The sequence below is a fragment of the Bacillus thuringiensis genome, from assembly GCF_001182785.1.
GTDB lineage: Bacteria > Bacillota > Bacilli > Bacillales > Bacillaceae_G > Bacillus_A > Bacillus_A thuringiensis_S.
The window spans coordinates 4,525,825-4,552,806 of record NZ_CP012099.1 but is presented as its reverse complement, the minus strand read 5'-3'; the positions used below and the strand labels follow the sequence as shown (position 1 = coordinate 4,552,806).

Here is a 26,982-nt window from a genome sequence, read left to right as displayed (position 1 = left end):
GAGGGGAATCTATGCCAAGGAAAGTATGGCTATTAGTAGCTGGGATGATTATTAATGTCACGGGTGCTTCTTTTTTATGGCCTTTTAATACAATTTATTTGCATGATCACCTAGGAAAATCTTTATCTGTGGCCGGGATGGTACTAATGATCAACTCGCTTACTGGTGTAATCGGAAACTTGCTCGGCGGTGTTTTATTTGATAAATGGGGCGGTTATAAATCAATTTTAGTAGGGATTGTCATTACACTCGTATCGATTTTAGGTCTTGTGTTCTTCCACGGTTGGCCGTTATATGTTGTGTGGCTAGCGTTAATCGGCTTCGGTTCTGGGATGGTCTTCCCATCGATGTATGCGATGGTTGGTACGGTTTGGCCAGAGGGCGGAAGACGAGCGTTTAATGCGATGTACGTTGGACAAAACGTTGGTATTGCGATTGGAACAGCGTGTGGTGGTTTAGTTGCTTCATATCGTTTTGATTATATTTTCTTAGCGAACTTTATTTTATACTTTGTTTTCTTCTTAATTGCTTTTATTGGATTCCGTGGTATGGAAGACAAGAAAGAGCCAGGAGTGCAAAAAGAAGTTGAGACGAAAAAAGGTTGGTCACTTACACCTGGATTCAAAGCACTTCTTATCGTATGTGTAGCATATGCTTTATGCTGGGTTACATACGTACAGTGGCAAGGAGCGATTGCAACACATATGCAAGAATTGAATATTAGCCTTCGTCACTATAGTTTATTATGGACGATAAACGGAGCGATGATTGTTTGTGCGCAGCCACTTGTTAGTATGCTAATTCGCTGGATGAAGCGTTCTTTAAAACAGCAAATTATGATTGGAATCTTCATTTTTGCGGCGTCATTCATTGTGTTAAGTCAAGCGCAGCAATTTACGATGTTTCTCATTGCGATGGTAACATTAACAATTGGTGAGTTATTTGTATGGCCAGCGGTGCCGACGATTGCAAATATACTTGCGCCAAAAGATAAACTAGGTTTTTATCAAGGTGTTGTAAATAGTGCGGCGACTGTAGGGAAAATGTTCGGGCCGGTCGTTGGCGGAGCGATTGTTGATTTATACAATATGGAAGTATTGTTTATAGCAATCATGGTAATGCTTGTAGTAGCGCTTATAGCAACGAGTATTTATGATAAACGAGTAAAAGTAGAAGAAACAGTTGAAGAAAAAATTGCAGTTTAGTTTGACGGAACATGTTCACATGTTTTAGAATATATTTAAATAAAACAACCTTTAGAACAAGGGAGATAGCTCGGCTGTCTTAATATGAACTCGTTAGTTATTAAGAGTAACGATTAACCGAGAAGTCCTCGCTTTAAGTAAGCTCTTAAGAGATACTAATTGAAGGATAGTTCACTTAACTTATATGTGTAATAACAGTGAGAAGGAGTAGTAGTAATAGAAGCTGGTTTAGAGAGTTGACGGTCGGTGCAAGTCAATCCACGTTTCGTTATGAACTCGCCTTTGAGTTGCAGTTGTGAAACTAATAGTAGCAATTGCCGTTAATCCACGTTACGGATCTAAGCGAATGTATATTTTTACATTAATTTAGGGTGGTACCGCGGGAATCTATAACCTCTCGTCCCTTTCTAGGGATGAGAGGTTTTTTGTATTTTGGGCGGTGAAAATAAATAGAATTTCAAGGAGGGTATCTCATGAGCTTTAATCATCAAGATATTGAGAAGAAGTGGCAAGGGTACTGGGAAGAGAATAAAACATTCCGTACGCCAGATGAGACAGAAAAACCAAAATTTTATGCACTAGATATGTTCCCATATCCATCAGGTGCAGGCCTACACGTAGGACATCCAGAAGGTTATACAGCGACAGATATTTTATCTCGTATGAAGCGTATGCAAGGATATAACGTTCTTCATCCAATGGGATGGGATGCATTCGGTCTTCCAGCAGAGCAATATGCACTTGATACTGGAAACAGTCCGGCAGAATTTACAGAGATTAATATTAATACGTTCCGTAATCAAATTAAAGCATTAGGCTTCTCTTATGATTGGGATCGTGAAGTAAATACAACAGATCCAAACTACTACAAGTGGACACAATGGATCTTCCTAAAACTATTTGAAAAAGGTTTAGCTTACGTTGATGAAGTACCTGTAAACTGGTGCCCAGCGCTTGGTACAGTACTTGCAAACGAAGAAATCATTGACGGTAAGAGTGAGCGCGGCGGACATCCAGTTGAGCGTCGTCCGATGAGACAGTGGATGTTAAAAATTACAGCTTACGGAGATCGTCTATTAGAAGATCTAGATGAGCTTGATTGGCCAGAAAGCTTAAAAGATATGCAACGTAACTGGATCGGTCGTTCTGAAGGTGCAGAAGTGCACTTCAATATCGACGGTACAGACGAGAAATTCACAGTTTTCACAACGCGCCCTGATACATTATTCGGTGCAACATACTGTGTACTTGCTCCGGAACATGCACTTGTTGCAGAAATTACAACAGCAGAACAAAAAGAAGCGGTAGAAGCTTACATTAACGCTGTAAAAATGAAGAGTGACCTAGAGCGTACAGAACTTGCGAAAGAGAAAACTGGTGTATTCACTGGTGCTTACGCAGTTAACCCAGTAAACGGTGAGAAATTACCAATCTGGATCGCTGACTATGTTCTTGCAACTTACGGAACAGGTGCTGTAATGGCAGTTCCAGCTCACGATGAGCGTGACTATGAATTCGCATCAGTATTCAATCTTTCAATGAAGGAAGTTGTAAAAGGCGGAGACATTACGAAAGAAGTGTACACAGGTGATGGTGCACACGTAAACTCAGCATTCCTTGATGGTTTAAATAAAGAAGAAGCAATCGCAAAAATGATTGAATGGCTTGAAGTAACGAGCGCAGGAAATCAAAAAGTAACGTACCGTCTACGTGACTGGTTATTTAGCCGTCAACGTTACTGGGGTGAGCCAATTCCAGTAATTCACTGGGAAGATGGCACAATGACAGCTGTGAAAGAAGAAGAATTACCATTAGTTCTTCCGAAAACAGAAAACATCCGTCCTTCAGGTACAGGTGAATCACCACTTGCTAACATTGACGAGTGGGTAAATGTTGTTGATCCTGAAACTGGTAAAAAAGGTCGTCGTGAAACGAATACAATGCCACAATGGGCTGGTAGCTGCTGGTATTACCTACGTTACATCGATCCAAACAATAGCGAAGCACTTGTAGATCCTGAAAAGGTAAAACAATGGCTTCCAGTTGATATTTATATCGGCGGGGCGGAGCATGCCGTACTTCACTTACTATATGCTCGTTTCTGGCATAAAGTATTATACGATATCGGTGTAGTTCCAACGAAAGAGCCGTTCCAACAATTATTCAACCAAGGTATGATTCTAGGTGAAAACAACGAGAAAATGAGTAAATCAAAAGGTAACGTTGTAAACCCTGATGATATCGTAGCAAGCCACGGTGCAGATACACTTCGTCTATACGAAATGTTCATGGGACCATTAGATGCTTCGATCGCTTGGTCTGAAAATGGTCTTGATGGAGCTCGTCGTTTCCTAGACCGCGTATGGCGTCTATTCATTCAAGATAGCGGTGAATTAAGTGAGAAAATTACTGATGCACCAAATAAAGAACTTGAAAAAGCTTACCACCAAACAGTGAAGAAAGTGACAGAAGACTATGCAGAGCTTCGCTTCAACACAGCGATTTCTCAAATGATGGTATTCATCAACGATGCATACAAAGCTGAAACACTTCCGAAAGAATATGTAGAAGGTTTCGTAAAAATGATTGCACCAGTTGCACCTCACATCGGGGAAGAGCTATGGAGCAAACTTGGATACAATGAAACAATCACATATGCAAGCTGGCCAACATTTGATGAGTCTAAACTTGTAGAAGATGAAGTTGAAATCGTTGTTCAAATTATGGGCAAAGTTCGCGCGAAACTAACAATGAGTAAAGACGCATCAAAAGAAGAAATGGAGCAACTTGCACTTGAAGCAATTCAAGACCAAATCGAAGGAAAAACGGTTCGTAAAGTAATTGTAGTTCCTGGAAAACTTGTTAACGTTGTTGCAAACTAATTCATTCAAAAAAGCTCAGAGTATTTATACTCTGAGCTTTTTTTGTGTAGAAAATAATCTTAGGATCACCTTAGTCTAAGTTTTCAATTATTCCACTACCTACAAATAAAAGAGCGGAATTCCAATACAGACAAACACCTATTCTTCTATAGGAAATATGATAAAAAAGGTAGGCTAAATTGAGTAGAAGAGGTGAAAGGAATGAAAGGGATGGACAATAATGCACCACATGGCTTCTTCGGGGGCGAATCGGACAGTTATACACAAATGATGTTAATGGGAGGGGCTGGCCAACAAGGGTACGGTGGAATTCCGAGCTGGATGGGTGGAGTAGCAGGAGGATTTCCAACATCGGTAGCTGGCATGCAAACTGGAATGCCTACATTAATGGGAGGTTTTTCGACATCAGGGGCTGGAATGCCTACAGTAACAGGCGGATTTCCGACATCAGTAGCTGGCGTACAGACAGGAATTCCAGTAGGAGTACCAACTACATTTCCTTCTTTTGTTGGAGGAGTGCAGACAGGATTTCCGGTACCAGGAGTAGGTGTTGTAGCAGGCGGAGTAGGTGGTTATCCGCAAGGTGTTCACGGTCACCACGTGCATCACCATCATCAAGGCCAACACGGTCATCATGGACATCACCACCATCAAGGTCAACACGGCCAACATGGACACCACCACCATCAAGGTCAACACGGCCATCATGGACACCATCATCACCAAGGCCAACATGGTCATCAACAACAAGTACATCACCACGGACACCAGCATATACATCCACAGGCTGTTCTTTATCAAACGCACCAAGGGCATCACCATCATCAAGGTCAACATGGTCATCATGGATACCATCATCATCAAGGCCAACACGGTCATCAAGGCCAACACCATCATCAAGGTGTTCACGGTCATCAAGGTCAACATGGTCATCAAGGCCAACAACACCAGCAACATCAACACCAACAATATCAGCAATATCAACAACAGCAACAATCTTCTCCTTGGACAGGTGGAATGGGAGCAGGAGCAGCAGCAGGAGCGGCTAGCATTGGTGGAGCAGCAGGACACGCGGGACACGTGGGTCATTAATGAGTTGCAGAGAAAAAGACATAATAAAAAACTGCTAGGAAATCCTAGCAGTTTTTTTCAGCTTCTTGGCGCTGACGTTCAATCTCAGCACGAAGTTGCGGCTCAGGTGCTTGCCAGCCTTCTGGTTTTAGAATTTTGCCATCACCTTCACGGAAGCGAGGTTTTCCATCAGGGAATAATTTTGCCATGTTTGCATTATTTACAATTTCGAATCCTTTATCTGGACGTACGCCCATTTCTGTAAACGTTCCGAATGCAAAGTAAATAAGGTCAATCAGTGCATCGTATTGATCTTCAACAGTTGTTGCTTCTAGAAATTCTTCTAGCTCTTCTTGCATAAAACTCGCACGAATTTTTGCGCGCTCTTCAGCTAATTTGGTTGGAGTATTTGTCACAGGATGTCCGAATACTTCATGCATTTTCGCAACAAGTTCGTATCCTTTATCTAAACCTTTTTCGTTTGTCATGTTGTTTCAATCCTTTCTCGTTTTCTGCCGAATTTCATTGTAACATAAGGTGATTATGAAATGAAAAGAACATCTTATAGAAAATAAGATGCCCGACTGTTATTCCTCTTTCTTAATTAAAATAGATAAAATAAGATCGATGCCAAATATACCAACGAGTAACATTGGGATAACGGCCAGTAAATAACGTGTGAAGGAAACATTTTTTAAGTATGTATGAGCAAATAAAAAGACGCCGAGAAATAAAATACCATTTAAAATAGGCTTTACTAATTTTTTAGACATAAGCTCCCCCATAAATATCTTCTCTCTCTATCTAAAATAAAAACTCCTCTTTCCGTTGTATCATGCTGGAGAGAGGAGTTCAATCATTTCTCATTCAATTACACCAGAATTTGTAATATTCACGGTGTATTTTATATGAACCGGAACATCTTTATACATTTGTCTCCATTCTTCTAATTTGAATGGGCGATAATGTTGCTTATACTTTGCACCTAGCCCGAGAGGATCGACGTTTAAAGATTTAAACTGCTTGATTAACTTGGTAGCTTGTACATCCAATTGTTTTTGGACATTTTTTTCAATCTTTTTTGTGTTCTTGTTATTTTCTAAGTTAATTTGTTTCGATAGTTCTTGAATACGTGCATCAAGATGAACGTGAATGAAAAAGGAAGGCTTCCCGTTTTTAATTTTTATATCGTAAGTTGGAACAGAACGAATATTATTAATCATTACGTACGCAGAATCTGTTTTAAATTCGTGCGAATCTAATTTATGTTTCTCTAATAGTCCTTTAAATATGAACATATCTTTTTCCGCGATTTTACCGATATACTTATCCTTTTTAAAAAGACCAATTCCGTTAATTTTTATTTTATCACCATGTTTCTTTAGAATTGGAATATAGTAGTCTTGCCCTTCTTGATAATAACGGAATGCTCCTACATGTAGATTATCCGTTGGTAAAGGACCAGTCTCCATATTATGTTCTAACAACTTTTTTATATAAATTGCAACGTTGTATGAAGTCGTATATTTCCCTTTTAAAAGTTCAGTACCATTCCCCTCTAATAAACCAACATATAAAGCGTTCCCTATATTCACATCTCGAAGTAATGTATCGAATGAAGTAGACATTCCTGTTTTGGCAAGTCTTATCGTATATAGAGCGACACGCATTTGTCCGCTAGCAAATGGTTGAGAAGACTCTAAAGATGTGTCTGCTTTTACTTGTTTTACTGCATTTGCGCTGCCTTCAAAAACTTGAACTTTATTTCCTTTTTTCTGAATGGGACAAACGAATGTCACTTTTACTTTATTATCTTTTGCTACATCAAAAACGGTTCCTTGAATAAGCTGTACATCATCGATAATATTTTTTTGTAAACATCCAGTTAAACTAAAGAGTGCTATACAAGAAATAAGTATTAATTTACTTTTGATTTTTTCCATTTTCTTTTCACCCACACAATAATAAATAGGATTGGGATGTATACATAAATGAGCCAAAAACTAACTTTTGATGCATTACTAATAAAGTTATTAATATCATGTCTGTTTGTTAAAAGTTGTGAAACAATGAGAGTGATAAGGATAAAAGCGATTAAAATACCTCTTTGTTTTACACGAAATATTTCGTGAGTTGCTCTCGTTGCCGCCCATAAGGGGAGGATGAAACTTGTAATAATAACAAGTGCATAGCCTGAAATTGCAATATATTCTAGCCTTTCTATAAATGGTAATTGAATGACTTGGGTCATAGAAAGTTGTGACCATATCGTTTTTAACAATTGTTTCTCACTAAAAAACGCAAAGGCTAAAAGGGTACTAAATAAATATAGAAGATTTGAAAATAATGCCCCGTATTGAGCGTATTTATGAGATTGCGCAGGTTTTTTCACAAATGGATAAACCATGAGGTAAATCTCAAAGCCGGTCATACTGTAGATTGACAGATTGGCGGCTTTTAAAATATCTGAAAAAGAATGTGTGAATATAGGAAGTAAATTATCCCAATGTGAGTATTTCAAAACGAATAAGCTAAGAAGTAAATATCCTAGTGTACCACCAACAGAGATGACGCAAATGCCAGTAATGACACGAAATCCAGAAGAAATAATGTAATAACTAACTAAGCATAAAAAGAGTGTTAACATAAAGGTGGAAGCGGTAGGGAACATCCATACTTGAATAATTTCAACGTATGTTCGAATGACAGAAATACTGACGATTAAAAAATAAGCTGCAAAGATGATATTAAAGCCATTCCCTAGCCACTTTCCAAATGTTTGCCGATGTAAGTCAATTAAATTCCCGTTTGTTTCCCTTAATAAAAAATACATCATCCATATAAGAATATGGATACCAATTCCTGTGATAATAACTCCTATCCATCCATCGTATCCAGCAGCTTTTGCAATAATTCGAGCGAATCCGAGAACGCCAGCGCCAAACTGTGCACCGTGAATTAAGAAGAAAACAAAGACAGGAGATATTTGATATTTTTCTTGAACCTTACTCATCGAATGCACCTCATTTCTTAATCATCAAAGTCCGATCTATGTTTTGTTGAAATTCCTTTCGCAGCCTTTTTTACATGTTGTGGTCTTGCTTGCACATCTCTTGTATCAATCATCGTTAATGGAAAACGGATCCAAGAATCTTTAACTGATTGTTGCCTTGTCGGATAAAACAAAGCGTACGGCTTACGTAAGGAAGTAAGTCTAAATAGATGAGTAAATAAAAAGATAAATCCAAGAGAAATACCGAAAAGTCCACCTATTTCTGCAAATATGAGAAACGGGAAGCGTAGTAGTCGAACAGCATTACCCATTTTATAAATAGGTGTAATAAAGGAAGCGAGTGCTGATAGTGCAACGATAATTAATAAAATATTACTCGTTAACCCAGCTTGTACAGATGCTTGCCCGATTACGATACCGCCTACAATACCGAGTGTTTGCCCAACTTTCATCGGTAACCTTGCACCAGCTTCTCTTAATAAATCAATTGCGAGTTCTAAAAAGAGTGCTTCAATTAAAGGTGGGAATGGTACTTGTGCCCTTGATAAAATCAAAGTTTCAAGTAAATCACTTGGAATAAGTTCATAATGATAATTTAAAACTGCAACGTATAACGGTGTAGCGCAAATTGAAAATAGAACGGCGATAAGGCGCAAAATTCTTGAAAATGTAGCGTATAGCCAAGAGACGTTATAGTCTTCTGGTGAAATGAAAAAATCGAAATAGGATACAGGTGTTAGTAAAACACTTGGAGAACCATCAACAAAAATAGCGATTTTTCCATCAATTAGTGCTTTTGTAACTCTATCAGTACGTTCTGTATTGATATAGAGAGGGAAAATTGATTTTTCACCCATCAATTCTTGTATATAAGCACTATCATTAATTTGATCATATTCAAGAGCGCGTAATGATTCCTCGAGAAAATCTACATTATCTTTTTCAGCTAGGTTGTCTAAATACATCATGACAACTTTTGTTTTGGAAAACTCGCCGATAATCATTTCTTTTGTTTGTAAATCTAAAACAGGAAGACGTTTTCGAACTAAATTAATGTTTGTATCAATATCCTCTACGAAACCTTCTTGCGGACCAATAACAGTTGATTCGTTTAAAGGAGGGGTTGGCGCACGATAATTATCAATTGCAATGTTTGCAAGCATACATTTTTGATCTTGCTGATTTAATTGAATGATCGCATGCCCCTTTAAAACCATATCCTCAATTTTTTGTAAGTCGTTCGTAATTGTAATGCCGCTCATCGGAATATGTTCTTTTAGTTGTTCTAGAGAAGCACAAGGTTTCTCTAAAAGAGTAGGCATTAAATATTTCTGTAATTTCTCTCCATCAAGTGAAGGGCGATAGTAAGAAATCCAATAAGGCATCGTTTCATCGTCAGATGTATGGTAATTAATAAAATCACTAGACTTTTTAAGTTTCTCTATTAAATCTTGTAGAGAATGAATACGGTCTTTTTCTGGTTTTGTAAAGTCATAAATACTATTACCTCCAGAGCTTTGTTGCTTACTTTGAGAGGGTTCATCGTGCTTAGCCTTTTGTTGTTTATCTTGAGAAGAATCACCTTGTTTAGAGCTTTGTTGCTTATCCTGAGAAGAATCATCTTGTTTAGCGTTTTGTTGCTTATCTTGAGAAGAATCCTCTTGTTTAGCGCTTTGTTGCTTATTCTGAGAAGAATCCTCTTGTTTAGCGCTTTGTTGCTTATCCTGAGAGGAATCCTCTTGTTTAGCACTTTGTTGCTTATCCTGAGAGGAATCTTTTTGCTCGTTATTTTTACCCTTATTATGTTTCATACTTCTAGTCTGTTCTTCGTTATCACCCTCTTGATTGTTAGAATGCTGCTCCCATTTATCTGTTTTGTTTGCTTCTGGTGTATTTGATTTTTTTTTCTTACGTAACCAATTCCAAATCATGTGTATGCCCTCTTTAATCTTGTAATATAGTGCTATTTTGTGGCTAATTTTGTATATTATTCATTTATTTGTGAAAAGAAGAAGGAGATTAGTTTGCACAGAAAAAAGTCTTTAGTAAGCAGTTCATACTATAACGGGGAGAGGGAGAGTCTGTGCAAATTGTAAAAAAAGAGAAATTTATTTTAAAAGAGTTTGCGTTTGAAAATGGCAGAGAAATTCCTGTTCAAATGGGATACGAGACATATGGTATGTTAAATAGAGAAAGGTCAAATGTGATTTTGGTTTGTCATTATTTTAGTGCAACAAGTCATGCGGCAGGAAAATATACAGTACATGATGAGGAGTCTGGTTGGTGGGATGGGCTCATCGGACCTGGAAAAGCAATTGATACAAATAAGTATTTTGTTATATGTACGGATAATCTTTGTAATGTGCAGGTGAGGAATCCATATGTGATTACAACAGGACCGAAATCAATTAACCCAGAAACTGGAGAAGAATATGCTATGGATTTTCCGGTTTTTACATTTCTTGATGTAGCTCGTATGCAATATGAGTTAATAAAAGGTATGGGAATTTCAAGGTTACACGCTGTAATCGGACCATCGGCGGGGGGAATGATTGCACAACAATGGGCGGTTCACTATCCACATATGGTAGAGCGGATGATTGGCGTTATTACGAACCCACAAAATCCAATTATTACGTCAGTAAACGTAGCACAAAATGCGATTGAGGCAATTCAACTGGATTCAAGTTGGAAAGATGGAAAATACGGAGAAGAGCAGCCGATAAAGGGGCTTCATTTAGCAAATAGAATGATGTTTATGAATGCGTTTGATGAGCATTTTTATGAAATGGCATTTCCTCGTAATAGTATCGAGATAGAACCTTATGAAAAGTTTTCTACATTAACATCATTTGAAAAAGAGATAAATACAGCGACATATAGAAGTATAGAGTTAGTAGATGCAAATTCATGGATGTATACTGCGAAGGCAGTTTTATTGCATGATATTGCACATGGGTTTTCTTCACTAGAAGAATCTCTTTCTAACATAGAAGCGAATGTACTTATGATTCCATGTAAACAAGATTTGCTTCAGCCGTCTCGTTATAATTATAAAATGGTAGATATTTTGCAAAAACAAGGGAAGTATGCGGAAGTGTATGAGATAGAAAGTATAAATGGGCATATGGCGGGAGCATTTGATATTCATTTATTTGAAAAGAAAGTTTATGAATTTTTAAATCGGAAAGTATCTAGTTTTGTGTAGAAGACGAATGATGGGGAAAAGGTGCAATGTTTGTAGTAGGCACCTTTTTTTACATGATTTGTAGACGGAAAATATATGTAGCGATTGCTATACCGAAAAACGCTATGCTAAGCAATAGAAATAAGAATGACATTTCTTGTGGGGAGTTTATTTTTCTATTATTTTTCATACTAAGAGCAATAATTGCAGCGAGTAAGAACACAATGCCCATAATGAAAAGAAAAAGCGTCATTTTAATCGACTCCTTTCATAAAACAAGTATATTGAGGATACAATGTGCTAGTTATGTTTGTAAAGAATAAATTTTTAGAGAAAATTGAGAAATAGTTTTTCGATTCTTTGCGTTCTTTCTTTTGCGTGCTAAAATTGGTAGAGAATGTTTGTGAAAAAGAAACTAAAGGTTTTATTGTATATAAGGAGGAACTACATATGACAGAAGTTAATACAATTACTACAGAAGAGGTACAAGAGCGTTTAGAAAATGGAGAAACGTTATTTCTAGTAGACGTAAGAGAAGATGAAGAAGTAGCGGCAGGAAAGATTCCAGAAGCTGTACATATTAAAATGGGCGATATCCCACATAAAGTAGATTTCTTTAATAAAGAGAATGAATATATCTTTATTTGTCGTTCGGGAATGCGCAGTGAAAATGTATGTCATTATTTAAATGAGCAAGGGTTTAAAACAGTGAACATGGTTGGTGGTATGCTTCAATATGAAGGTGAAACGAAATAGTTAATAGTTAAAAACTTGAAACGAGTCTGTTTCAAGTTTTTTTCTTTTGCATACAGTATAAAAAAGGAGGAGGGGGAAATGGGAATTAATTTGCGTAAAGTGAAAATTATTAATAATACAGGCGCTGTTAATGTCGGTGACTGTTATGATATCTCGCCTTTAGCTGTGGCAAAAGTATATGCAGGTGCTGGAGGGTCGAGTGCGGCTATTTTTTTAAATGGAAAAAGGCAGCCAGAAGCGGTGATTAGAACATCGGTATTTCTTCCGCCTTTGGCAACAAGTACACGTACGTTAGGTTCATAAAGGAAAGGTAGAGTGTAATTATGCCTGCGCATATAAAAGAATTTGTTATTGTTAATAATACTGGAAATATATTTACCGGTGATAATTTGAGTGATACTTCATTTACTGCTTCGAAATCATATAGTGGTTCGATGGGATGCACTTGGATTGATGTTGTTACAGTAATAGGGACGGAGACAAAGCTTTGTTTACAACCAGGAGATTCTGTCACAACAACATATACGAGAGGTACTCCTGCTGGTACTGTAACAGGAACAAATACTGGGCAAGGTGCAAATGTGTCGAGTACTATGCAGGCGGTGCCTAATACAGATAATATGGATTCAGTTGCTGGACTCCCTTAAGGAATTAAGGGAGTTTTTATTATTTAAAATAAAAATAGTCTTGGAAATTATTTTTGTAAATAGATTAAGAAGAGGTTTATTTATTATGAAAAAGACGGTTTGTAGGTGGTGAAAGTGTGAAGAATCGTGATAATAATGGGAAGCAAAATTCGTTAAGCTCTAATTTTAGAATTCCACCCGAACTTATTGGGCCTACTTTCCCTCCTGTTCCAACTGGATTTACAGGTATAGGGATTACTGGTCCAACCGGTCCACCGGGCCCAACTGGTCCTCAAGGACCGAGAGGGTTCCAAGGTCCGATGGGGGAGATGGGCCCAACAGGACCTCAAGGTGTGCAAGGGATACAAGGACCAGTTGGGGCAATAGGTGCAACTGGACCAGAAGGACAGCAGGGAGCACAAGGATTGAGAGGACCACAAGGAGAAACTGGAGCGACAGGACCTCAAGGTGTGCAAGGGTTCCAAGGTCCGATTGGTCCAACGGGAGCGACTGGGGAACAAGGTATACAAGGGATACAGGGATTACAGGGGCCAATTGGAGCGACAGGACCTGAGGGACCTCAAGGAATTCAAGGCGTCCAAGGGTTACCGGGTGCAACTGGTCCACAAGGAATACAAGGAGCACAAGGGATACAAGGAACACAAGGACCGAGTGGAAATACAGGTGCAACCGGAGTAACGGGTCAGGGGCTAACAGGTCCGACGGGAATAACAGGCCCAACAGGGATAACTGGACCATCTGGAGGACCTCCTGGTCCAACGGGGCCAACTGGTGCGACAGGACCGGGTGGCGGACCGAGTGGAAGTACAGGTGCGACTGGAGCAACAGGAGCAACTGGAAATACTGGAGCAACAGGTCAGGGGCTAACAGGTCCGACAGGAAGTACAGGAGAAACAGGTGCGCAGGGGCTACAAGGAATTCAAGGTATCCAAGGGCCAATTGGCCCAACAGGTCCAGAAGGTCCGCAGGGTATTCAGGGTATTCCTGGTCCGACCGGAGTAACTGGTGAACAAGGAATCCAAGGGGTTCAGGGTATTCAAGGGATAACGGGAGCAACAGGAGATCAAGGTCCACAAGGTATACAGGGGGCTATAGGTCCTCAAGGGGCCACAGGAGCAACAGGAGATCAAGGTCCACAAGGAATACAAGGAGTACCAGGGCCATCAGGAGCAACAGGACCACAAGGAGTTCAAGGGATACAAGGTCCAATGGGTGATATAGGACCAACAGGTCCAGAAGGCCCAGAGGGACTTCAGGGCCCGCAAGGAATACAAGGAGTACCAGGGCCAGCTGGAGCAACGGGTCCAGAGGGACCACAGGGGATACAAGGCATTCAAGGACCGGTAGGAGCAACAGGCTCACAAGGTCCCCAAGGAATTCAGGGAATTCAAGGTGCGCAAGGGATAACGGGAGCAACAGGAGTACAAGGAGCAACTGGAATTCAAGGTATACAAGGGGAAATAGGAGCAACGGGTCCAGAGGGTCCCCAAGGAGTGCAAGGTGCTCAAGGGGCGATTGGTCCAACAGGTCCAATGGGCGCACAAGGAGTGCAAGGAATACAAGGTATTCAAGGCCCAACAGGTGCACAGGGAGTGCAAGGTGCTCAAGGAATTCAAGGAATACAAGGTCCGACGGGGGCCACAGGAGATACGGGAGCAACAGGGGCGACAGGGGAAGGAACTACAGGCCCAACTGGAATAACGGGAGCAACAGGGGTAACAGGACCTTCTGGAGGACCAGCAGGACCATCCGGCCCAACGGGGCCATCAGGTCCGACGGGAGTAACTGGTCCATCGGGTGGACCACCTGGCCCAACAGGAGCAACTGGTTCGACAGGAGTAACAGGGGATACTGGGGCGACAGGCTCAACTGGAGTGACAGGAGCGACAGGAGAAACGGGAGCAACCGGAGTGACAGGTTTACAAGGTCCGCAAGGAATCCAAGGTGTGCAAGGAGAGATAGGTCCAACGGGGCCACAAGGTGTTCAAGGTCCCCAAGGAATTCAAGGAGTAACGGGGGCCACTGGAGATCAAGGTCCGCAAGGGATTCAAGGCCCACAAGGCGACATAGGTCCAACCGGTCCACAAGGAATTCAAGGCCCACAAGGTTCTCAAGGAATCCAAGGAGCGACAGGGGGAACAGGAGCACAAGGCCCACAGGGAGTCCAAGGTCCGCAAGGTGACATAGGTCCGACTGGGCCACAAGGTCCAACTGGAATCCAAGGGATACAAGGAGAGATAGGTCCAACCGGTCCAGAAGGCCCAGAGGGACTTCAGGGCCCGCAAGGAATACAAGGTGTTCAAGGGCCAGTTGGAGCAACGGGTCCAGAGGGCCCTCAGGGGATACAAGGCATTCAAGGACCGGTAGGAGCAACAGGCCCACAAGGTCCACAAGGAATACAGGGAATACAAGGTGTGCAAGGGATAACGGGAGCAACTGGAGCACAAGGAGCAACTGGAATTCAAGGTATACAAGGGGAAATAGGAGCAACAGGTCCAGAGGGGCCCCAAGGAGTGCAAGGTATACAAGGGGCGATTGGTCCAACAGGTCCGATGGGCGCACAAGGAGTGCAAGGAATTCAAGGGATTCAAGGAGCAACAGGTGCACAAGGAGTGCAAGGCCCACAAGGAATTCAAGGAGTGCAAGGTCCAACGGGAGCAACAGGAGAAACGGGAGCAACCGGAGCGACGGGAGAAGGAACTACCGGTCCAACAGGAGTAACCGGTCCAACAGGGGTGACTGGCCCGTCAGGAGGGCCTGCAGGACCGACCGGCCCAACGGGGCCATCAGGTCCGGCGGGAGTGACAGGTCCATCAGGTGGACCACCTGGCCCGACAGGAGCAACAGGTGCGACAGGAGTAACAGGAGATACCGGGGCGACAGGCTCAACTGGAGTGACAGGAGCGACAGGGGCAACGGGAGCAACCGGAGTGACGGGTTTACAGGGGCCGCAAGGAATCCAAGGTGTTCAAGGAGAGATAGGTCCAACCGGTCCACAGGGTATTCAAGGTCCGCAAGGAATCCAAGGAGTAACGGGGGCAACCGGAGCACAAGGTCCCCAAGGAATTCAAGGCCCACAAGGCGACATAGGTCCAACCGGCCCACAAGGAATTCAAGGTCCACAAGGTCCTCAAGGAATCCAAGGAGCGACGGGGGCAACCGGAGCACAAGGCCCGCAGGGAATCCAAGGTCCGCAAGGTGACATAGGTCCGACCGGCCCACAAGGCCCACAAGGAATTCAAGGCCCGCAAGGAATTCAAGGTCCAACGGGAGCTACAGGAGCGACCGGTGCGACAGGTCCACAAGGAATTCAAGGTCCACAAGGAATTCAAGGCCCACAAGGAGTTCAAGGCCCGCAAGGAATTCAAGGCCCAACGGGAGCTACAGGAGCAACCGGAGCGACAGGCCCACAAGGAATTCAAGGCCCGCAAGGAATCCAAGGTCCAACGGGGGCTACAGGAGCAACTGGTTCCCAAGGTCCAACTGGAGATACAGGTCCTCAAGGAATCCAAGGTCCAACTGGCTCAACCGGAGCGACTGGGGCGACTGGAGTTAGTACAACTGCAACGTATGCATTTGCGAATAATACATCAGGAACCGCTATTTCCGTTTTATTAGGTGGTACGAACGTACCATTACCAAACAATCAAAATATTGGCCCAGGAATAACCGTTAGTGGTGGAAATACTGTATTTACAGTTGCGAATGCAGGAAACTATTATATAGCTTATACAATTAATTTAACGGCAGGATTACTTGTAAGTTCGCGTATAACTGTAAATGGTAGTCCGCTTGCGGGAACGATAAACGCCCCGACGGTGGCTACTGGTTCATTTAGTGCACCAATAATTGCTAACTTGCCTGCTGGAGCCACTGTTAGCTTGCAGTTATTTGGATTAGTTGCAATAGCTACATTATCGACGACAACGCCAGGGGCTACTCTAACTATTATTAGATTAAGTTAATAAGCAGAAAACCTTGAAACCTTTATGTTTCAAGGTTTTTTTATCCTTGTATCTGGAAGTAAACTTCGTTAACCAGGGGGGGAGTGGATACCCTCTAATTATTTAAAGTTTCACTTTATTCACTTGAGCAAAAACATCGCAGTTCGAAAATATATTATAATAGAATGAAAAGAAAGAAATTTGGCAGAAAGGGAGGGTGGCGATGCGGGAGATGGTTAAAGATTTTTTTGGACGCCCACTTCAAGATTTACGTATATCTGTCATTGATCGTTGCAATTTTAGATGTACATATTGTATGCCAGCGGAAATATTTGGGCCAGATTATGCTTTTTTGAAAGATGAGTTTTTACTAACTTTTGATGAAATTGAGCGTTTGGCAAAATTATTTGTTAACATCGGTGTACGAAAAATTAGAATTACTGGCGGTGAGCCACTACTTCGTAAAGATTTAGCAAAACTTATTGCACGTCTTGTGAAAATTGATGGGCTAATAGATATAGGGTTAACGACAAATGCTATCCATTTAACGAAACAAGCGAAGGCATTAAAAGAAGCTGGATTACATAGAGTGAATGTTAGTTTAGATGCGATAGATGACGACATATTTAAGAATATTAATGGTCGAAATATTAATACGAAACCGGTGATTAAGGGAATTATAGCAGCTAAAGAGGCGGGGCTGGAAGTAAAGGTAAATATGGTTGTGAAAAAAGGGATGAATGATCATCAAGTACTTCCGATGGCTGCGTATTTTAAAGAGCAAGGGATCACGCTTAGGTTTATTGAGTTTATGGATGTTGGTAGTACAAATGGGTGGAATTTTGATCAAGTGGTTACAAAACGAGAATTGATTGAGATGATTCATAAGGTGTATCCGCTTGAGCCAGCTGAAGCCCATTACTTTGGTGAAGTTGCGAAGCGATATCGGTATGTTGGAACAAATGTTGAAGTTGGTTTTATTACATCTGTTTCTGAGTCATTTTGTGCCTCTTGTACGAGGGCGAGAATTTCGGCAGATGGAAAGTTTTATACGTGCTTATTTGCGACAGAGGGTTTGAATGTAAGAGAACTTCTTAGAGGAAATCTTTCGGATGAGGAGTTATTAAGTGTTATACAAGATGTATGGATGAATAGAAAAGATAGGTATTCGGATGAACGGACAGAAGAAAGTGCAAAAAATCGTCCGAAAATCGAAATGTCTTATATAGGAGGATAAGAAAGGGGGCTATCGCATGCAGGAGCGATATTCAAGACAAATATTATTTTCTGGTGTTGGAGAAGAAGGACAGAGAAAAATAAGAGAGAAGCATGTGCTTATTATTGGTGCTGGTGCTCTCGGTGCGGCAAATGCAGAAGCGATTGTTAGAGCAGGGGTTGGAAAAGTAACGATTGCTGATCGTGATTATGTAGAATGGAGTAATTTACAAAGACAACAACTATATACGGAAGAAGATGCAAAGCAGTATAAACCGAAGGCGATAGCGGCTGCAGAACATTTACAAGCGATTAATTCTGAGGTGGAAATAAATCCGGTTGTGACGGATGTAACGGTGCAAGAAATGGAAGAGTTAGTGCGTGATGTAGATTTAATATTAGATGCGACAGATAATTTTGAAACGCGTCTTCTCATTAATGATATTTCACAAAAGTATAATATTCCGTGGATATATGGTGGTTGCGTCGGGAGTTACGGAGTAACGTATACAATTTTACCAGGGAAAACACCGTGTTTTCGCTGTCTAATGGAGCATCCAGCGAGCGGAGCAACATGTGACACAGCTGGTATTATACAACCGGCTGTACAATTAGTAGTTGCGCATCAAATTACGGAAGCGTTGAAAATATTAGTAGAAGACTTTGGGGCGCTTCGTGAAACGATGTTATCGTTTGATCTTTGGAATAATCAACAGATGGCATTTAAAGTGAATAGACAGAAAAAAGATACTTGTTTATCTTGCGGAAGGTTACGTACATATCCGAGTTTAACATTTGAAGCACAAACAAAAACAGAAGTGTTATGTGGTCGAAATACAGTGCAAATTCGCCCGGGTGTGCGTAAGAACTTTAATTTAGAAGAAATTAAAAAGCGCTTACAAAGAAGCGTAGAGATAAAGGCGACACCTTATTTATTATCATTTCCGGTAGAAGAATATCGTTTTGTTTTATTTACAGATGGCAGGGCGTTTATTCATGGGACGAATGATATGAATGTAGCGAAAAGTTTATATGCAAGATATATAGGTTGAACCTAAAGGATTTCCTTTAGGTTCAACGGAGAGAGGATTATGAATTTCTCGTATAATCTCCACTTTTTCCACCTGTTTTTTCAAGTAAGTACGTTTCGCCGATAATCATACCTTTATCGACAGCTTTACACATATCATACACAGTAAGAGCGGTAGCGGAAGCAGCTGTTAAAGCTTCCATTTCAACACCGGTGCTACCTTCTGTTTTAACTTTTACTTCAATGAGTAAACGATATTGTTCTTCTGATTGTTTCCAATCGAAAGAAACGTCAACACCTTTTAATAATAAAGGATGGCACATTGGGATAATATCAGAAGTACGTTTCGCAGCCATAATGCCTGCGATTTGCGCAACTGCTAATACGTCACCTTTCCCAATTTCATTGTGAGAGATTTTATCGTAAATTTCTTTCGTAACGACAATGCTAGAGCACGCAATTGCTGTTCGAACGGTTGCTTTTTTGTCGCTTATATCAACCATTTTTGCGCGTCCTTGGTCATTAAAATGTGTAAATGAAGACATGGAATTCCTCCTTGAAGTAATTTCTATTGAATACATAAAGTTTAATCGAGATAAAAAAAATTGCAAATATGAGGTGAGAAACGATGGTAGAAAAACGAATTCCAATTCAAGTTGCTGAGGCAGTAGAACGGGTAATGAAATATGCGAAGCATGGTGAAGTAGAAGAAATTTCTATTACGGAAAGTTACGGGAGAATTCTCGGGGAAGATGTTGTCTCAGATCATGACGTTCCTCATTTTGATCGTTCCCCTTACGATGGTTTCGCCATTCGAGCAGAAGATACGAAAGAAGCAACCCAAGAGAATCCAATTGAATTTGAAGTAATAGGAGAAATCGGGGCGGGTTCTGTTTTTTTAGAAGAAGTAGGAGCTTTTGAAGCGATTCGCATTATGACAGGAGCAGCTATTCCAGAAGAATGTAATGCAGTCGTAATGCTCGAGCTGACAGAAGGGTTTGAGAAGAACGGGAAAACATATATGAAGTTAAAACGCCCTTTTAATAACGGTGACAATGTGTCGTTTAAAGGAGAAGACATAAAACAAAATCAAGTTCTTGTTAAGAAAGGTGTTGCAATTAATCCAGGTGTTGCGGCCTTACTAGCAACGTTTGGATATAGCACTGTGAAAGTTGTAAAACAGCCTGTTGTCGGTATTGTAACGACGGGAAGTGAATTATTAGAAGTGCATGAGCCGTTACAGCCGGGGAAAATTAGAAATAGTAACTCGTATATGATCGCAGCTCAAATTATGAAAGCTGGCGGGAAAGTTCGTTATTATGGTCAACTCGCCGATGAGCTAGATGCATGTTTTACAGCTATTCAATTAGCGATGGATGAGGTGGACATTTTAATTACAACAGGTGGTGTATCGGTAGGAGATTATGACTACTTACCAGCTATTTATGAAAGGTTACAGGCGAATGTACTCTTTAATAAAATAGCGATGAGACCGGGAAGTGTAACGACAGTAGCTGAAGTTGATGGGAAGTTACTTTTCGGTTTATCAGGAAATCCGTCTGCTTGTTATGTAGGTTTTGAATTATTTGTGCAACCAATTATAAAAACGTATTTGTATGCGAAGGAACCTCACGTATATAGAGCGGATGCTATTTTACAAAAAGATTTTCCAAAGCCAAATCCATTTACTCGTTTCGTAAGAGCGAACGTAACGATTGTGGACGGGGCGTTACAAGCGATGCCGGTTGGTTTAGACAAATCGAGTGCGGTATCTTCACTTGCAGATGCGAATGCTTTTATCGTGTTACCTGGAGGAACGAGAGGATTTGAGACCGGAATGAAAGTATCCGTATTATTGTTAGAGCACTCTGAGGGATGTGATTGGCCATGGGCAAAGCCCCTTCAATCTTACAAATAGTAGGATATCAAAATAGCGGAAAAACGACACTTGTAGAGAAAATTGTGCATGTGTTAGCTGAAAGTGAAATGAAAGTTGCTACAATTAAACATCACGGGCACGGAGGTTTTCCAGAAGTAGCGCAAAAAGATAGCGAAAGACACCGTAAAGCTGGTGCTGTCGTAAGTAGTGTAGAAGGTGCTGGATTGCTTTCACTTTCTTCACTAAGAAAGAAATGGTCCTTGCAAGAAATTATTCGCTTATATGAGTTTTTTGAAGTGGATACAATTTTAATAGAGGGCTATAAAAAAGAGAACTACTCGAAAGTAGTGTTACTTCGTTCTGCGGAAGACGTTGAGCTTTTACATAAAGTAGAAAATATAGTAGCGGTTATTACGTGGTATGATGCCCCGGCAAATATACGAGAAGAATATAAAGTATTTCATATAACAGAAGAAGAGTTGTACATAGACTGGTTTTTACAAACGGTTAGGAGAGCGAAATGACAAATACATATTATGAAGTAATTGCTACAGAAATCTCGATTGAAGAGGTAACGAAGAAAGTGATTCGACGTGAATGCGGTGCTGTTACAACATTTATTGGAACGGTTAGAGAGTTTACGAAAGGGCGTCGTACATTATACTTAGAGTATGTTGCTTATAAGACGATGGCAGAAAAGATGCTAGAGAAAATTGGCCTGGAAGTGAAAGAGAAATGGCCGGGGACATATGTTGCGATTACACATCGCATCGGTACGTTGCAAATTTCTGATATAGCGGTTGTTGTTGCTGTTTCAACACCACACCGTAAAGCGGCTTATGAAGCGAACGAATATATTATGGAACGCATAAAACAAATTGTTCCGATTTGGAAAAAGGAGTTTTGGGAAGATGGTGACTCATGGATTGGTGATCAATTAGAAAAAACACCATATCCGGCGGGAGAGCCTGGGAAGGAGCTATAAGTATGATTCGAGTATTGTTATTTGCGCACCTGCAAGAAGAAGCAGGGACAAGTGAATTACAAATAGAGAAAGAAAATATTACGGTTGCAGAGTTAAAAGATGTTGTTGCGAAAGAATATAATGTACCAGTTTCAGAGCCAATTATGGTTGCGATTAATGAAGAATACGCAAATGAAGATGACAGGGTCCAAGATGGTGATGTGGTTGCACTTATACCACCAGTGAGCGGTGGTTAATATTGGATTCATTAAAACGACTTTCCTACATAGGGAAAGTCGTTTTTTTATGGCAGTTTTGAGAACACTAATCTATAGAACAAGGAGGGAACTATGAAAAAAATATGTGTAGTTATCACAATGCTATGTGCGGCCTTTTTCTCTTCTCCAAGCAATTCTTTCGCGAAAGAATCAAGGGAACAGCTTTTAGAGAGTGCGTTATTGAATAGGTACTATTCGGTTATTAGACAAGTGACAAAAGATCAATATGAATGTGATTCAGTTATAAATATAAAGCGTCTTGGCAGGACAGATGAATTTGTTCCTAGATTTGAAGTGACTCTACAATTTCTTACATTTCAAGGGGCGCATAATCCGCCAAATGACAAAGTTACACTTACTTTGGAGGATTATTTAGATCATATAAAGGTAAAAAATGTGGAGCGAGAAAAAAATGTTTCTAATGATGTTGTAGAAAAGATTTGTGCTCGCAAAAAAGAAAAAATGAAAGCTCATTCTAATGATTGAGAGCGGCAACTTATTCCGCTATTTACGGGATGATTAAAGTTTCAATTTATGACATTTTACAGAGAAAGGTAATGGGCAATGGATATATTTTTAGCAATTTTACCAGCTATATTTTGGGGGAGTATTGTGCTATTTAACGTAAAACTGGGCGGGGGACCGTATAGTCAAACGCTCGGAACAACGTTTGGAGCACTTATTTTCTCAATTGTTGTTTATATTTTTATGAAGCCAGTATTAACACCTACCGTGATTGGAGTTGGAGTTGTGTCCGGTTTATTTTGGGCGCTTGGTCAGGCGAATCAATTGAAAAGTATTGATTTAATGGGCGTTTCGAGGACGATGCCAATTTCAACAGGACTTCAATTAGTTGCGACGACTTTATTTGGCGTTATCGTATTTCATGAATGGTCCACGACAATATCTGTCGTCCTTGGGATTTTAGCGCTCGTTTGTATTATTGTCGGTGTTATTTTAACATCACTTCAAAGTGAAGAAGAAAAAAATGCAGAGCAAGCAGCAAATTTTAAAAGAGGTATCATAATTTTATTAATTTCAACAGTCGGTTATTTAGTTTACGTAGTAGTGATTAGGTTATTTAACGTAGATGGTTGGTCGGCTTTATTACCACAAGCAGTTGGTATGGTATTAGGGGGGATTTTACTTACGTTTAAGCATCATCCATTTAATAAATATGCGATACGAAATATTATTCCGGGATTAATATGGGCAGCTGGAAATATGTTTTTATTCATTTCACAACCGCGTGTCGGAGTCGCAACAAGTTTCTCGCTATCGCAAATGGGGATTATTATTTCCACGCTTGGTGGGATCCTTATATTAGGTGAAAAGAAAACGAAACGCCAATTAACGGGTATCGTTGTCGGTATCGTTTTTATTATTGCAGCCGGAATTATGTTAGGCATAGCAAAAAGTTAAAGGAGGTATTGAAATGTATAGTGATTTAGAAGGAAAAGTGGTCGTTATTACAGGATCAGCAACTGGTCTTGGTAGGGCGATGGGAGTAAGGTTTGCTAAGGAAAAAGCGAAAGTGGTTATTAATTATCGCTCACGAGAATCAGAAGCAAATGATGTGTTAGAAGAAATTAAAAAGGTAGGCGGAGAAGCGATTGCTGTAAAAGGTGATGTAACCGTCGAATCAGATGTTGTGAATCTCATTCAATCTGCTGTGAAAGAATTTGGTACGCTTGACATTATGATTAATAATGCAGGGATAGAAAATGCAGTACCATCGCATGAAATGCCACTTGAAGATTGGAATAAAGTAATCAATACAAATTTAACAGGTGCTTTCTTAGGTAGTAGAGAAGCGATTAAATATTTTGTAGAACATGACATTAAAGGGTCTGTCATTAATATGTCTAGTGTTCATGAGAAAATTCCGTGGCCGCTATTTGTGCACTATGCAGCGAGTAAGGGTGGCATTAAACTGATGACAGAAACGTTAGCGCTAGAATATGCGCCAAAAGGTATTCGAGTAAATAATATAGGACCAGGTGCAATTAATACGCCGATCAATGCAGAAAAGTTTGCTGATCCAAAGCAGCGGGCTGACGTAGAAAGTATGATACCGATGGGCTATATTGGAAAACCTGAAGAAATTGCAGCAGTAGCAACTTGGCTTGCTTCATCAGAGGCGAGTTACGTAACTGGAATTACGTTATTTGCAGATGGTGGAATGACTTTATACCCATCGTTTCAAGCTGGGCGTGGGTAATATGAAAAGGACAAAGAGTTTATCTCTTTGTCCTTTTTTTACAAAAAAAATAGCGTTCAGCTATTTTAAATTTAATGATTAATTGTATCTTGAAGAAATTCTGTTGCTTGATGTTCAGTAACATTTTGTACGAGCGCGACTTCGCTGATCATCATTTTTCGTGCATTATCTAGCATTTGTTTTTCGCTCGCATTTAATGCTCTCTCTTTATTGCGGCGAAGTAAATCCCGAACAACTTCTGCGCTATCTTGTAAATTGCCATTTTTCATTTTTTCCATATTCATTGTATATCTTTGTTTCCATGAGAGTGATGGGTCTGACTCCCCGTTTTGAAATTCAAGAAGTATATCATCTAACGTACCTCGATCAACGATATAACGAATACCCGATTTTTTTAATTGATCCATCGGAAGCATTACTTGCATATCTTTACTAATGATGCGTATCACACAATATTGACGTGAAGTACCTAATATTTCTTTCTCTTCAATTGCTTCAATGATTCCTGCACCGTGCATTGGATAAACGATTTTATCACCAATTTGAAACAAATCATCCACCTCCATATGTGGTAACCACTTTTAATGATAGCATACGTATGTAAAAATGTCAAATTTTATATAATAACATAATATTTATATTCGAGTCAATAAGATAAAGTGCTTTTTTTATGTTTTTTTGGGGGCCTTATTTATAGTGATTTTTTTAGAAAAATAGTACAGGTGAAGAAAGAAGGCATATCCACTTATTTTTAAGCATAAAATGTAAAAGCGCTAATACAATATACCTAAATCCGTTCTTTGCAAAGGAGGGAGAGAAGGTGGGGCGCACAATAAAAATTGATATTACAAATAAAGTTGTAGCTAAATTTAGACCAAATTATTTGGAATTATATACGAGTAAATTTATGATAGGTAAGTTTTATGTCTATACTGAAGATAAAGAATATGTGTTAGAAGACGGATATATATATGAGAATGGAAAGTTTTATCGCATCATAGATACGCACCGTGGCAATAATCAAGCGGCGGAGGGCTGCGATCTAGGACGGTGTTAACATGATTCGTGTGAAAGTATTTGATGAAAGTCACGAAAAAGACTTAGAAGACGCTGTAAATGTTTTTTTGAAAAAGATTGATGATAGCAACTTTGTAGATATTAAGTATCAAGTTGGTGTTTCCATTAACGACGATGAAAACCAAATTTATTGTTTTTCAGCAATGATCGTTTATAAAGCATAAAAAAGAGCTGGGTGAGCCAGCTCTTTTTTATGCTTTATGTTGGGACAACATGTGTCGGTAATACATTCATAATAGATTGGGGGGCGCCTAATTTCTTTGTCGTTAAAAGAGGCTCCCCTGTTTCATGGTTTTGGGCATCTTTACACATACCAAGGTGATAACGATCACCTAAAAATGGATCAATATAAAAACCGTTTTTGAATACTTTATCATTTGGATGTTTTTCATGATGAATATCAGAGCAGTTAATGCAATAGAACATAGCGTTCAACCCCTTTTTATTTTGTTTGAAAAAAGTGAGTCGGTAGTCATTTCGCTCCTAAGGAAATGTTGAGGAGAAGAGAAATAACTACCTACTCAAATGGTGGGCATATTCCTTCTGATTTGTCATATCTCGCGTATTGTCCCTGAGGGAAGGAGGAGAGACGAAGTACGCATGATATAAGTAAGGCGTTTCTTTCAATATGAATGATGGAGTTTCATGTTGAGAGAAGTTTTTATTTTGTATTGCCTTTGTGAGTATATTATGAGGAAATGCTAAGAGGGTGTTTGTCCTGTTGAAAAAATGTTGAGAATTTCTCAACAGTAAAAGAATTAGCGTTGACATGAAACTAAAAGGTGTTATATTATCGAAGTGTAACCAAAAGGTGTTATGTTATAACGCCGAGTAAAGGAGAATGAACATGGAACAACAAAATACATTAAATGATATTAAACAAACAATCGTTTTTAACGCGTCTATTCAAAAGGTATGGAGTGTAGTATCAACTGCAGAAGGGATTGCGTCATGGTTTATGCCAAATGATTTTGTATTAGAGGTAGGGCATGAATTTCATGTGCAATCGCCATTTGGGCCATCACCATGTAAAGTGTTAGAAATTGATGAGCCAAACCATTTATCTTTCTCATGGGATACAGATGGCTGGGTTGTTTCATTTAATTTGAAAGACTTAGGAGATAACAAAACAGAATTTACGTTAATTCACGGCGGCTGGAAACATCCTGATGAAATTCTTCCGAAAGCGAATGCGAAGAGCTCTATTATTCGCGATAGAATGAGCGGTGGTTGGGTAGCGATTGTAAATGAAAAACTGAAAAAGGTTGTCGAAGGCTAAGTGTCCTCGTCAGCAGCGAAATATGATGTATTTCAAGCAATTGCTGATCCAACCCGCCGAGAAGTAATACGGTTATTAAGTGACAAAGAGTTACCGATTTCCAAAATAACGGATCATTTCCCGATGAGTCGTACTGCGGTTGTAAAGCACCTTCATATTCTTTCGGAAGCGAATTTAGTAAGTGGAAGAAAAAGCGGAAGAGAGAAGATATATCGTTTGCATCCAGAACCGTTAGAAGAATTACAACAGTGGCTCTCGTATTATGAACGTTTTTGGGATAATAAATTATCCATGCTGAAACATATTGTGGAGAATGATGAATAAAAAAGGATGA

30 protein-coding genes and 1 other annotated feature are annotated in these 26,982 nt (G+C 40.0%); of the genes, 21 read left to right on the top strand and 9 right to left on the bottom strand.

Going from position 1 to position 26,982, the window contains the following annotated elements; genetic code table 11:
• Window positions 1-11 precede the first annotated feature (11 nt).
• From AC241_RS23500 to AC241_RS23490, 3 genes are all read left to right on the top strand, one after another.
• Window positions 12-1,205 (top strand): MDR family MFS transporter, encoded by a 1,194-nt coding sequence (locus AC241_RS23500; protein ID WP_029443455.1) that lies wholly within the window; start codon window positions 12-14, stop codon window positions 1,203-1,205.
• Between the two features lie 188 nt (window positions 1,206-1,393).
• Window positions 1,394-1,613, top strand: a binding site (T-box leader).
• Window positions 1,614-1,678: 65 nt separating this feature from the next.
• Window positions 1,679-4,087 carry a leucine--tRNA ligase gene (gene leuS, locus AC241_RS23495; RefSeq protein WP_029443454.1) on the top strand — a complete coding sequence of 803 codons (2,409 nt, stop codon included), beginning with the start codon at window positions 1,679-1,681 and terminating at the stop codon, window positions 4,085-4,087.
• 201 nt (window positions 4,088-4,288) lie between these two features.
• Window positions 4,289-5,179, top strand: coding sequence for a hypothetical protein (locus AC241_RS23490; protein WP_050844600.1), 891 nt, complete (start codon window positions 4,289-4,291; stop codon window positions 5,177-5,179).
• Between the two features lie 44 nt (window positions 5,180-5,223).
• Here the strand turns inward: AC241_RS23490 and AC241_RS23485 are convergent, their stop codons facing one another.
• The 5 genes from AC241_RS23485 to AC241_RS23465 all read right to left on the bottom strand — a co-directional run bounded on the left by AC241_RS23485 (window position 5,224) and on the right by AC241_RS23465 (window position 10,102).
• Entirely contained in the window at window positions 5,224-5,646 is a 423-nt protein-coding gene (locus AC241_RS23485) for a pyrophosphohydrolase domain-containing protein (protein WP_016080005.1), read from the bottom strand.
• A gap of 99 nt (window positions 5,647-5,745) precedes the next feature.
• Entirely contained in the window at window positions 5,746-5,931 is a 186-nt protein-coding gene (locus AC241_RS23480; protein WP_016080006.1) for a hypothetical protein, read from the bottom strand.
• A 90-nt stretch (window positions 5,932-6,021) separates the two neighbouring features.
• Window positions 6,022-7,101, bottom strand: coding sequence for a spore germination protein GerHC (gene gerHC, locus AC241_RS23475; protein ID WP_016080007.1), 1,080 nt, complete (start codon window positions 7,099-7,101; stop codon window positions 6,022-6,024).
• Window positions 7,077-8,171 carry a spore germination protein gene (locus tag AC241_RS23470; RefSeq protein ID WP_016080008.1) on the bottom strand — a complete coding sequence of 365 codons (1,095 nt, stop codon included), beginning with the start codon at window positions 8,169-8,171 and terminating at the stop codon, window positions 7,077-7,079. Before AC241_RS23470 ends, gerHC begins: the two co-directional genes overlap by 25 nt.
• Window positions 8,172-8,188: 17 nt before the next feature.
• Window positions 8,189-10,102, bottom strand: coding sequence for a spore germination protein (locus AC241_RS23465; protein ID WP_080990848.1), 1,914 nt, complete (start codon window positions 10,100-10,102; stop codon window positions 8,189-8,191).
• A 152-nt stretch (window positions 10,103-10,254) separates the two neighbouring features.
• Between AC241_RS23465 and AC241_RS23460 the strand changes: the two genes are divergently transcribed.
• On the top strand, window positions 10,255-11,379 hold the full coding sequence (locus AC241_RS23460) for a homoserine O-acetyltransferase family protein (protein ID WP_029442853.1): 1,125 nt from the start codon (window positions 10,255-10,257) through the stop codon (window positions 11,377-11,379).
• A gap of 49 nt (window positions 11,380-11,428) precedes the next feature.
• Here AC241_RS23460 and AC241_RS23455 read toward each other — a convergent pair whose 3' ends face one another.
• The gene (locus AC241_RS23455; RefSeq protein WP_000171889.1) at window positions 11,429-11,611 is read right to left on the bottom strand and encodes a hypothetical protein; all 183 of its coding nucleotides are present in this window, start codon (window positions 11,609-11,611) and stop codon (window positions 11,429-11,431) included.
• A 197-nt stretch (window positions 11,612-11,808) separates the two neighbouring features.
• On the opposite strand from AC241_RS23455, the gene AC241_RS23450 reads away from it, so the two are divergent.
• From AC241_RS23450 to AC241_RS23425, 6 genes are all read left to right on the top strand, one after another.
• Entirely contained in the window at window positions 11,809-12,114 is a 306-nt protein-coding gene (locus tag AC241_RS23450; RefSeq protein WP_000141254.1) for a rhodanese-like domain-containing protein, read from the top strand.
• Window positions 12,115-12,192: 78 nt separating this feature from the next.
• Window positions 12,193-12,417, top strand: a complete 225-nt coding sequence (locus AC241_RS23445) for a spore germination protein (RefSeq protein ID WP_000512463.1) — start codon at window positions 12,193-12,195, stop codon at window positions 12,415-12,417.
• Window positions 12,418-12,437: 20 nt separating this feature from the next.
• A complete protein-coding gene (locus tag AC241_RS23440; protein ID WP_016080011.1) occupies window positions 12,438-12,761 on the top strand; it encodes a hypothetical protein in 324 nt (107 codons plus the stop codon).
• A gap of 116 nt (window positions 12,762-12,877) precedes the next feature.
• Window positions 12,878-16,726, top strand: a complete 3,849-nt coding sequence (locus AC241_RS23435) for a BclA-related collagen-like exosporium protein (RefSeq protein ID WP_050844599.1) — start codon at window positions 12,878-12,880, stop codon at window positions 16,724-16,726.
• A gap of 202 nt (window positions 16,727-16,928) precedes the next feature.
• Window positions 16,929-17,942 carry a GTP 3',8-cyclase MoaA gene (gene moaA / locus AC241_RS23430; protein ID WP_016080014.1) on the top strand — a complete coding sequence of 338 codons (1,014 nt, stop codon included), beginning with the start codon at window positions 16,929-16,931 and terminating at the stop codon, window positions 17,940-17,942.
• Between the two features lie 16 nt (window positions 17,943-17,958).
• The gene (locus tag AC241_RS23425; RefSeq protein ID WP_016080015.1) at window positions 17,959-18,972 is read left to right on the top strand and encodes a molybdopterin-synthase adenylyltransferase MoeB; all 1,014 of its coding nucleotides are present in this window, start codon (window positions 17,959-17,961) and stop codon (window positions 18,970-18,972) included.
• 37 nt (window positions 18,973-19,009) lie between these two features.
• Here the strand turns inward: AC241_RS23425 and moaC are convergent, their stop codons facing one another.
• Window positions 19,010-19,495, bottom strand: coding sequence for a cyclic pyranopterin monophosphate synthase MoaC (moaC, locus tag AC241_RS23420; RefSeq protein ID WP_000094146.1), 486 nt, complete (start codon window positions 19,493-19,495; stop codon window positions 19,010-19,012).
• A gap of 83 nt (window positions 19,496-19,578) precedes the next feature.
• Here moaC and AC241_RS23415 point away from each other — a divergent pair, with 83 nt between their 5' ends.
• The 7 genes from AC241_RS23415 (at window position 19,579) to AC241_RS23385 (ending at window position 24,292) form a co-directional block, all read left to right on the top strand.
• Window positions 19,579-20,868 carry a molybdopterin molybdotransferase MoeA gene (locus tag AC241_RS23415; protein ID WP_029443449.1) on the top strand — a complete coding sequence of 430 codons (1,290 nt, stop codon included), beginning with the start codon at window positions 19,579-19,581 and terminating at the stop codon, window positions 20,866-20,868.
• Window positions 20,838-21,353 (top strand): molybdopterin-guanine dinucleotide biosynthesis protein B, encoded by a 516-nt coding sequence (gene mobB / locus AC241_RS23410; protein ID WP_050844598.1) that lies wholly within the window; start codon window positions 20,838-20,840, stop codon window positions 21,351-21,353. Before AC241_RS23415 ends, mobB begins: the two co-directional genes overlap by 31 nt.
• Window positions 21,350-21,814 (top strand): molybdopterin synthase catalytic subunit MoaE, encoded by a 465-nt coding sequence (gene moaE / locus AC241_RS23405; RefSeq protein ID WP_016080018.1) that lies wholly within the window; start codon window positions 21,350-21,352, stop codon window positions 21,812-21,814. Before mobB ends, moaE begins: the two co-directional genes overlap by 4 nt.
• Before the next feature lie 2 nt (window positions 21,815-21,816).
• Entirely contained in the window at window positions 21,817-22,050 is a 234-nt protein-coding gene (gene moaD, locus AC241_RS23400; protein WP_000621772.1) for a molybdopterin converting factor subunit 1, read from the top strand.
• 93 nt (window positions 22,051-22,143) lie between these two features.
• Window positions 22,144-22,557 (top strand): DUF3888 domain-containing protein, encoded by a 414-nt coding sequence (locus tag AC241_RS23395; protein WP_016080019.1) that lies wholly within the window; start codon window positions 22,144-22,146, stop codon window positions 22,555-22,557.
• A 78-nt stretch (window positions 22,558-22,635) separates the two neighbouring features.
• On the top strand, window positions 22,636-23,493 hold the full coding sequence (glcU, locus tag AC241_RS23390; protein ID WP_000350865.1) for a glucose uptake protein GlcU: 858 nt from the start codon (window positions 22,636-22,638) through the stop codon (window positions 23,491-23,493).
• 13 nt (window positions 23,494-23,506) lie between these two features.
• A complete protein-coding gene (locus AC241_RS23385) occupies window positions 23,507-24,292 on the top strand; it encodes a glucose 1-dehydrogenase (protein WP_029443447.1) in 786 nt (261 codons plus the stop codon).
• Window positions 24,293-24,363: 71 nt separating this feature from the next.
• Here AC241_RS23385 and AC241_RS23380 read toward each other — a convergent pair whose 3' ends face one another.
• Entirely contained in the window at window positions 24,364-24,858 is a 495-nt protein-coding gene (locus AC241_RS23380; protein ID WP_000451442.1) for a CarD family transcriptional regulator, read from the bottom strand.
• Window positions 24,859-25,112: 254 nt separating this feature from the next.
• Here AC241_RS23380 and AC241_RS23375 point away from each other — a divergent pair, with 254 nt between their 5' ends.
• Both AC241_RS23375 and AC241_RS23370 read left to right on the top strand, forming a co-directional pair.
• Window positions 25,113-25,349 (top strand): DUF2553 family protein, encoded by a 237-nt coding sequence (locus tag AC241_RS23375; protein WP_000533803.1) that lies wholly within the window; start codon window positions 25,113-25,115, stop codon window positions 25,347-25,349.
• Window position 25,350: 1 nt separating this feature from the next.
• Entirely contained in the window at window positions 25,351-25,533 is a 183-nt protein-coding gene (locus AC241_RS23370) for a sporulation protein Cse60 (protein ID WP_000621751.1), read from the top strand.
• Window positions 25,534-25,567: 34 nt separating this feature from the next.
• On the opposite strand, the gene AC241_RS23365 is transcribed toward AC241_RS23370, so the two are convergent.
• Window positions 25,568-25,795 carry a DUF3973 domain-containing protein gene (locus AC241_RS23365; protein WP_016080023.1) on the bottom strand — a complete coding sequence of 76 codons (228 nt, stop codon included), beginning with the start codon at window positions 25,793-25,795 and terminating at the stop codon, window positions 25,568-25,570.
• 421 nt (window positions 25,796-26,216) lie between these two features.
• Between AC241_RS23365 and AC241_RS23360 the strand changes: the two genes are divergently transcribed.
• Together AC241_RS23360 and AC241_RS23355 are read left to right on the top strand one after the other, a co-directional pair.
• Complete coding sequence (locus AC241_RS23360) at window positions 26,217-26,648, top strand: SRPBCC family protein (RefSeq protein ID WP_000437769.1); 432 nt, start codon at window positions 26,217-26,219, stop codon at window positions 26,646-26,648.
• Window positions 26,649-26,972 (top strand): ArsR/SmtB family transcription factor, encoded by a 324-nt coding sequence (locus tag AC241_RS23355; protein WP_016080024.1) that lies wholly within the window; start codon window positions 26,649-26,651, stop codon window positions 26,970-26,972.
• The last annotated feature ends 10 nt before the right edge of the window (window positions 26,973-26,982 follow it).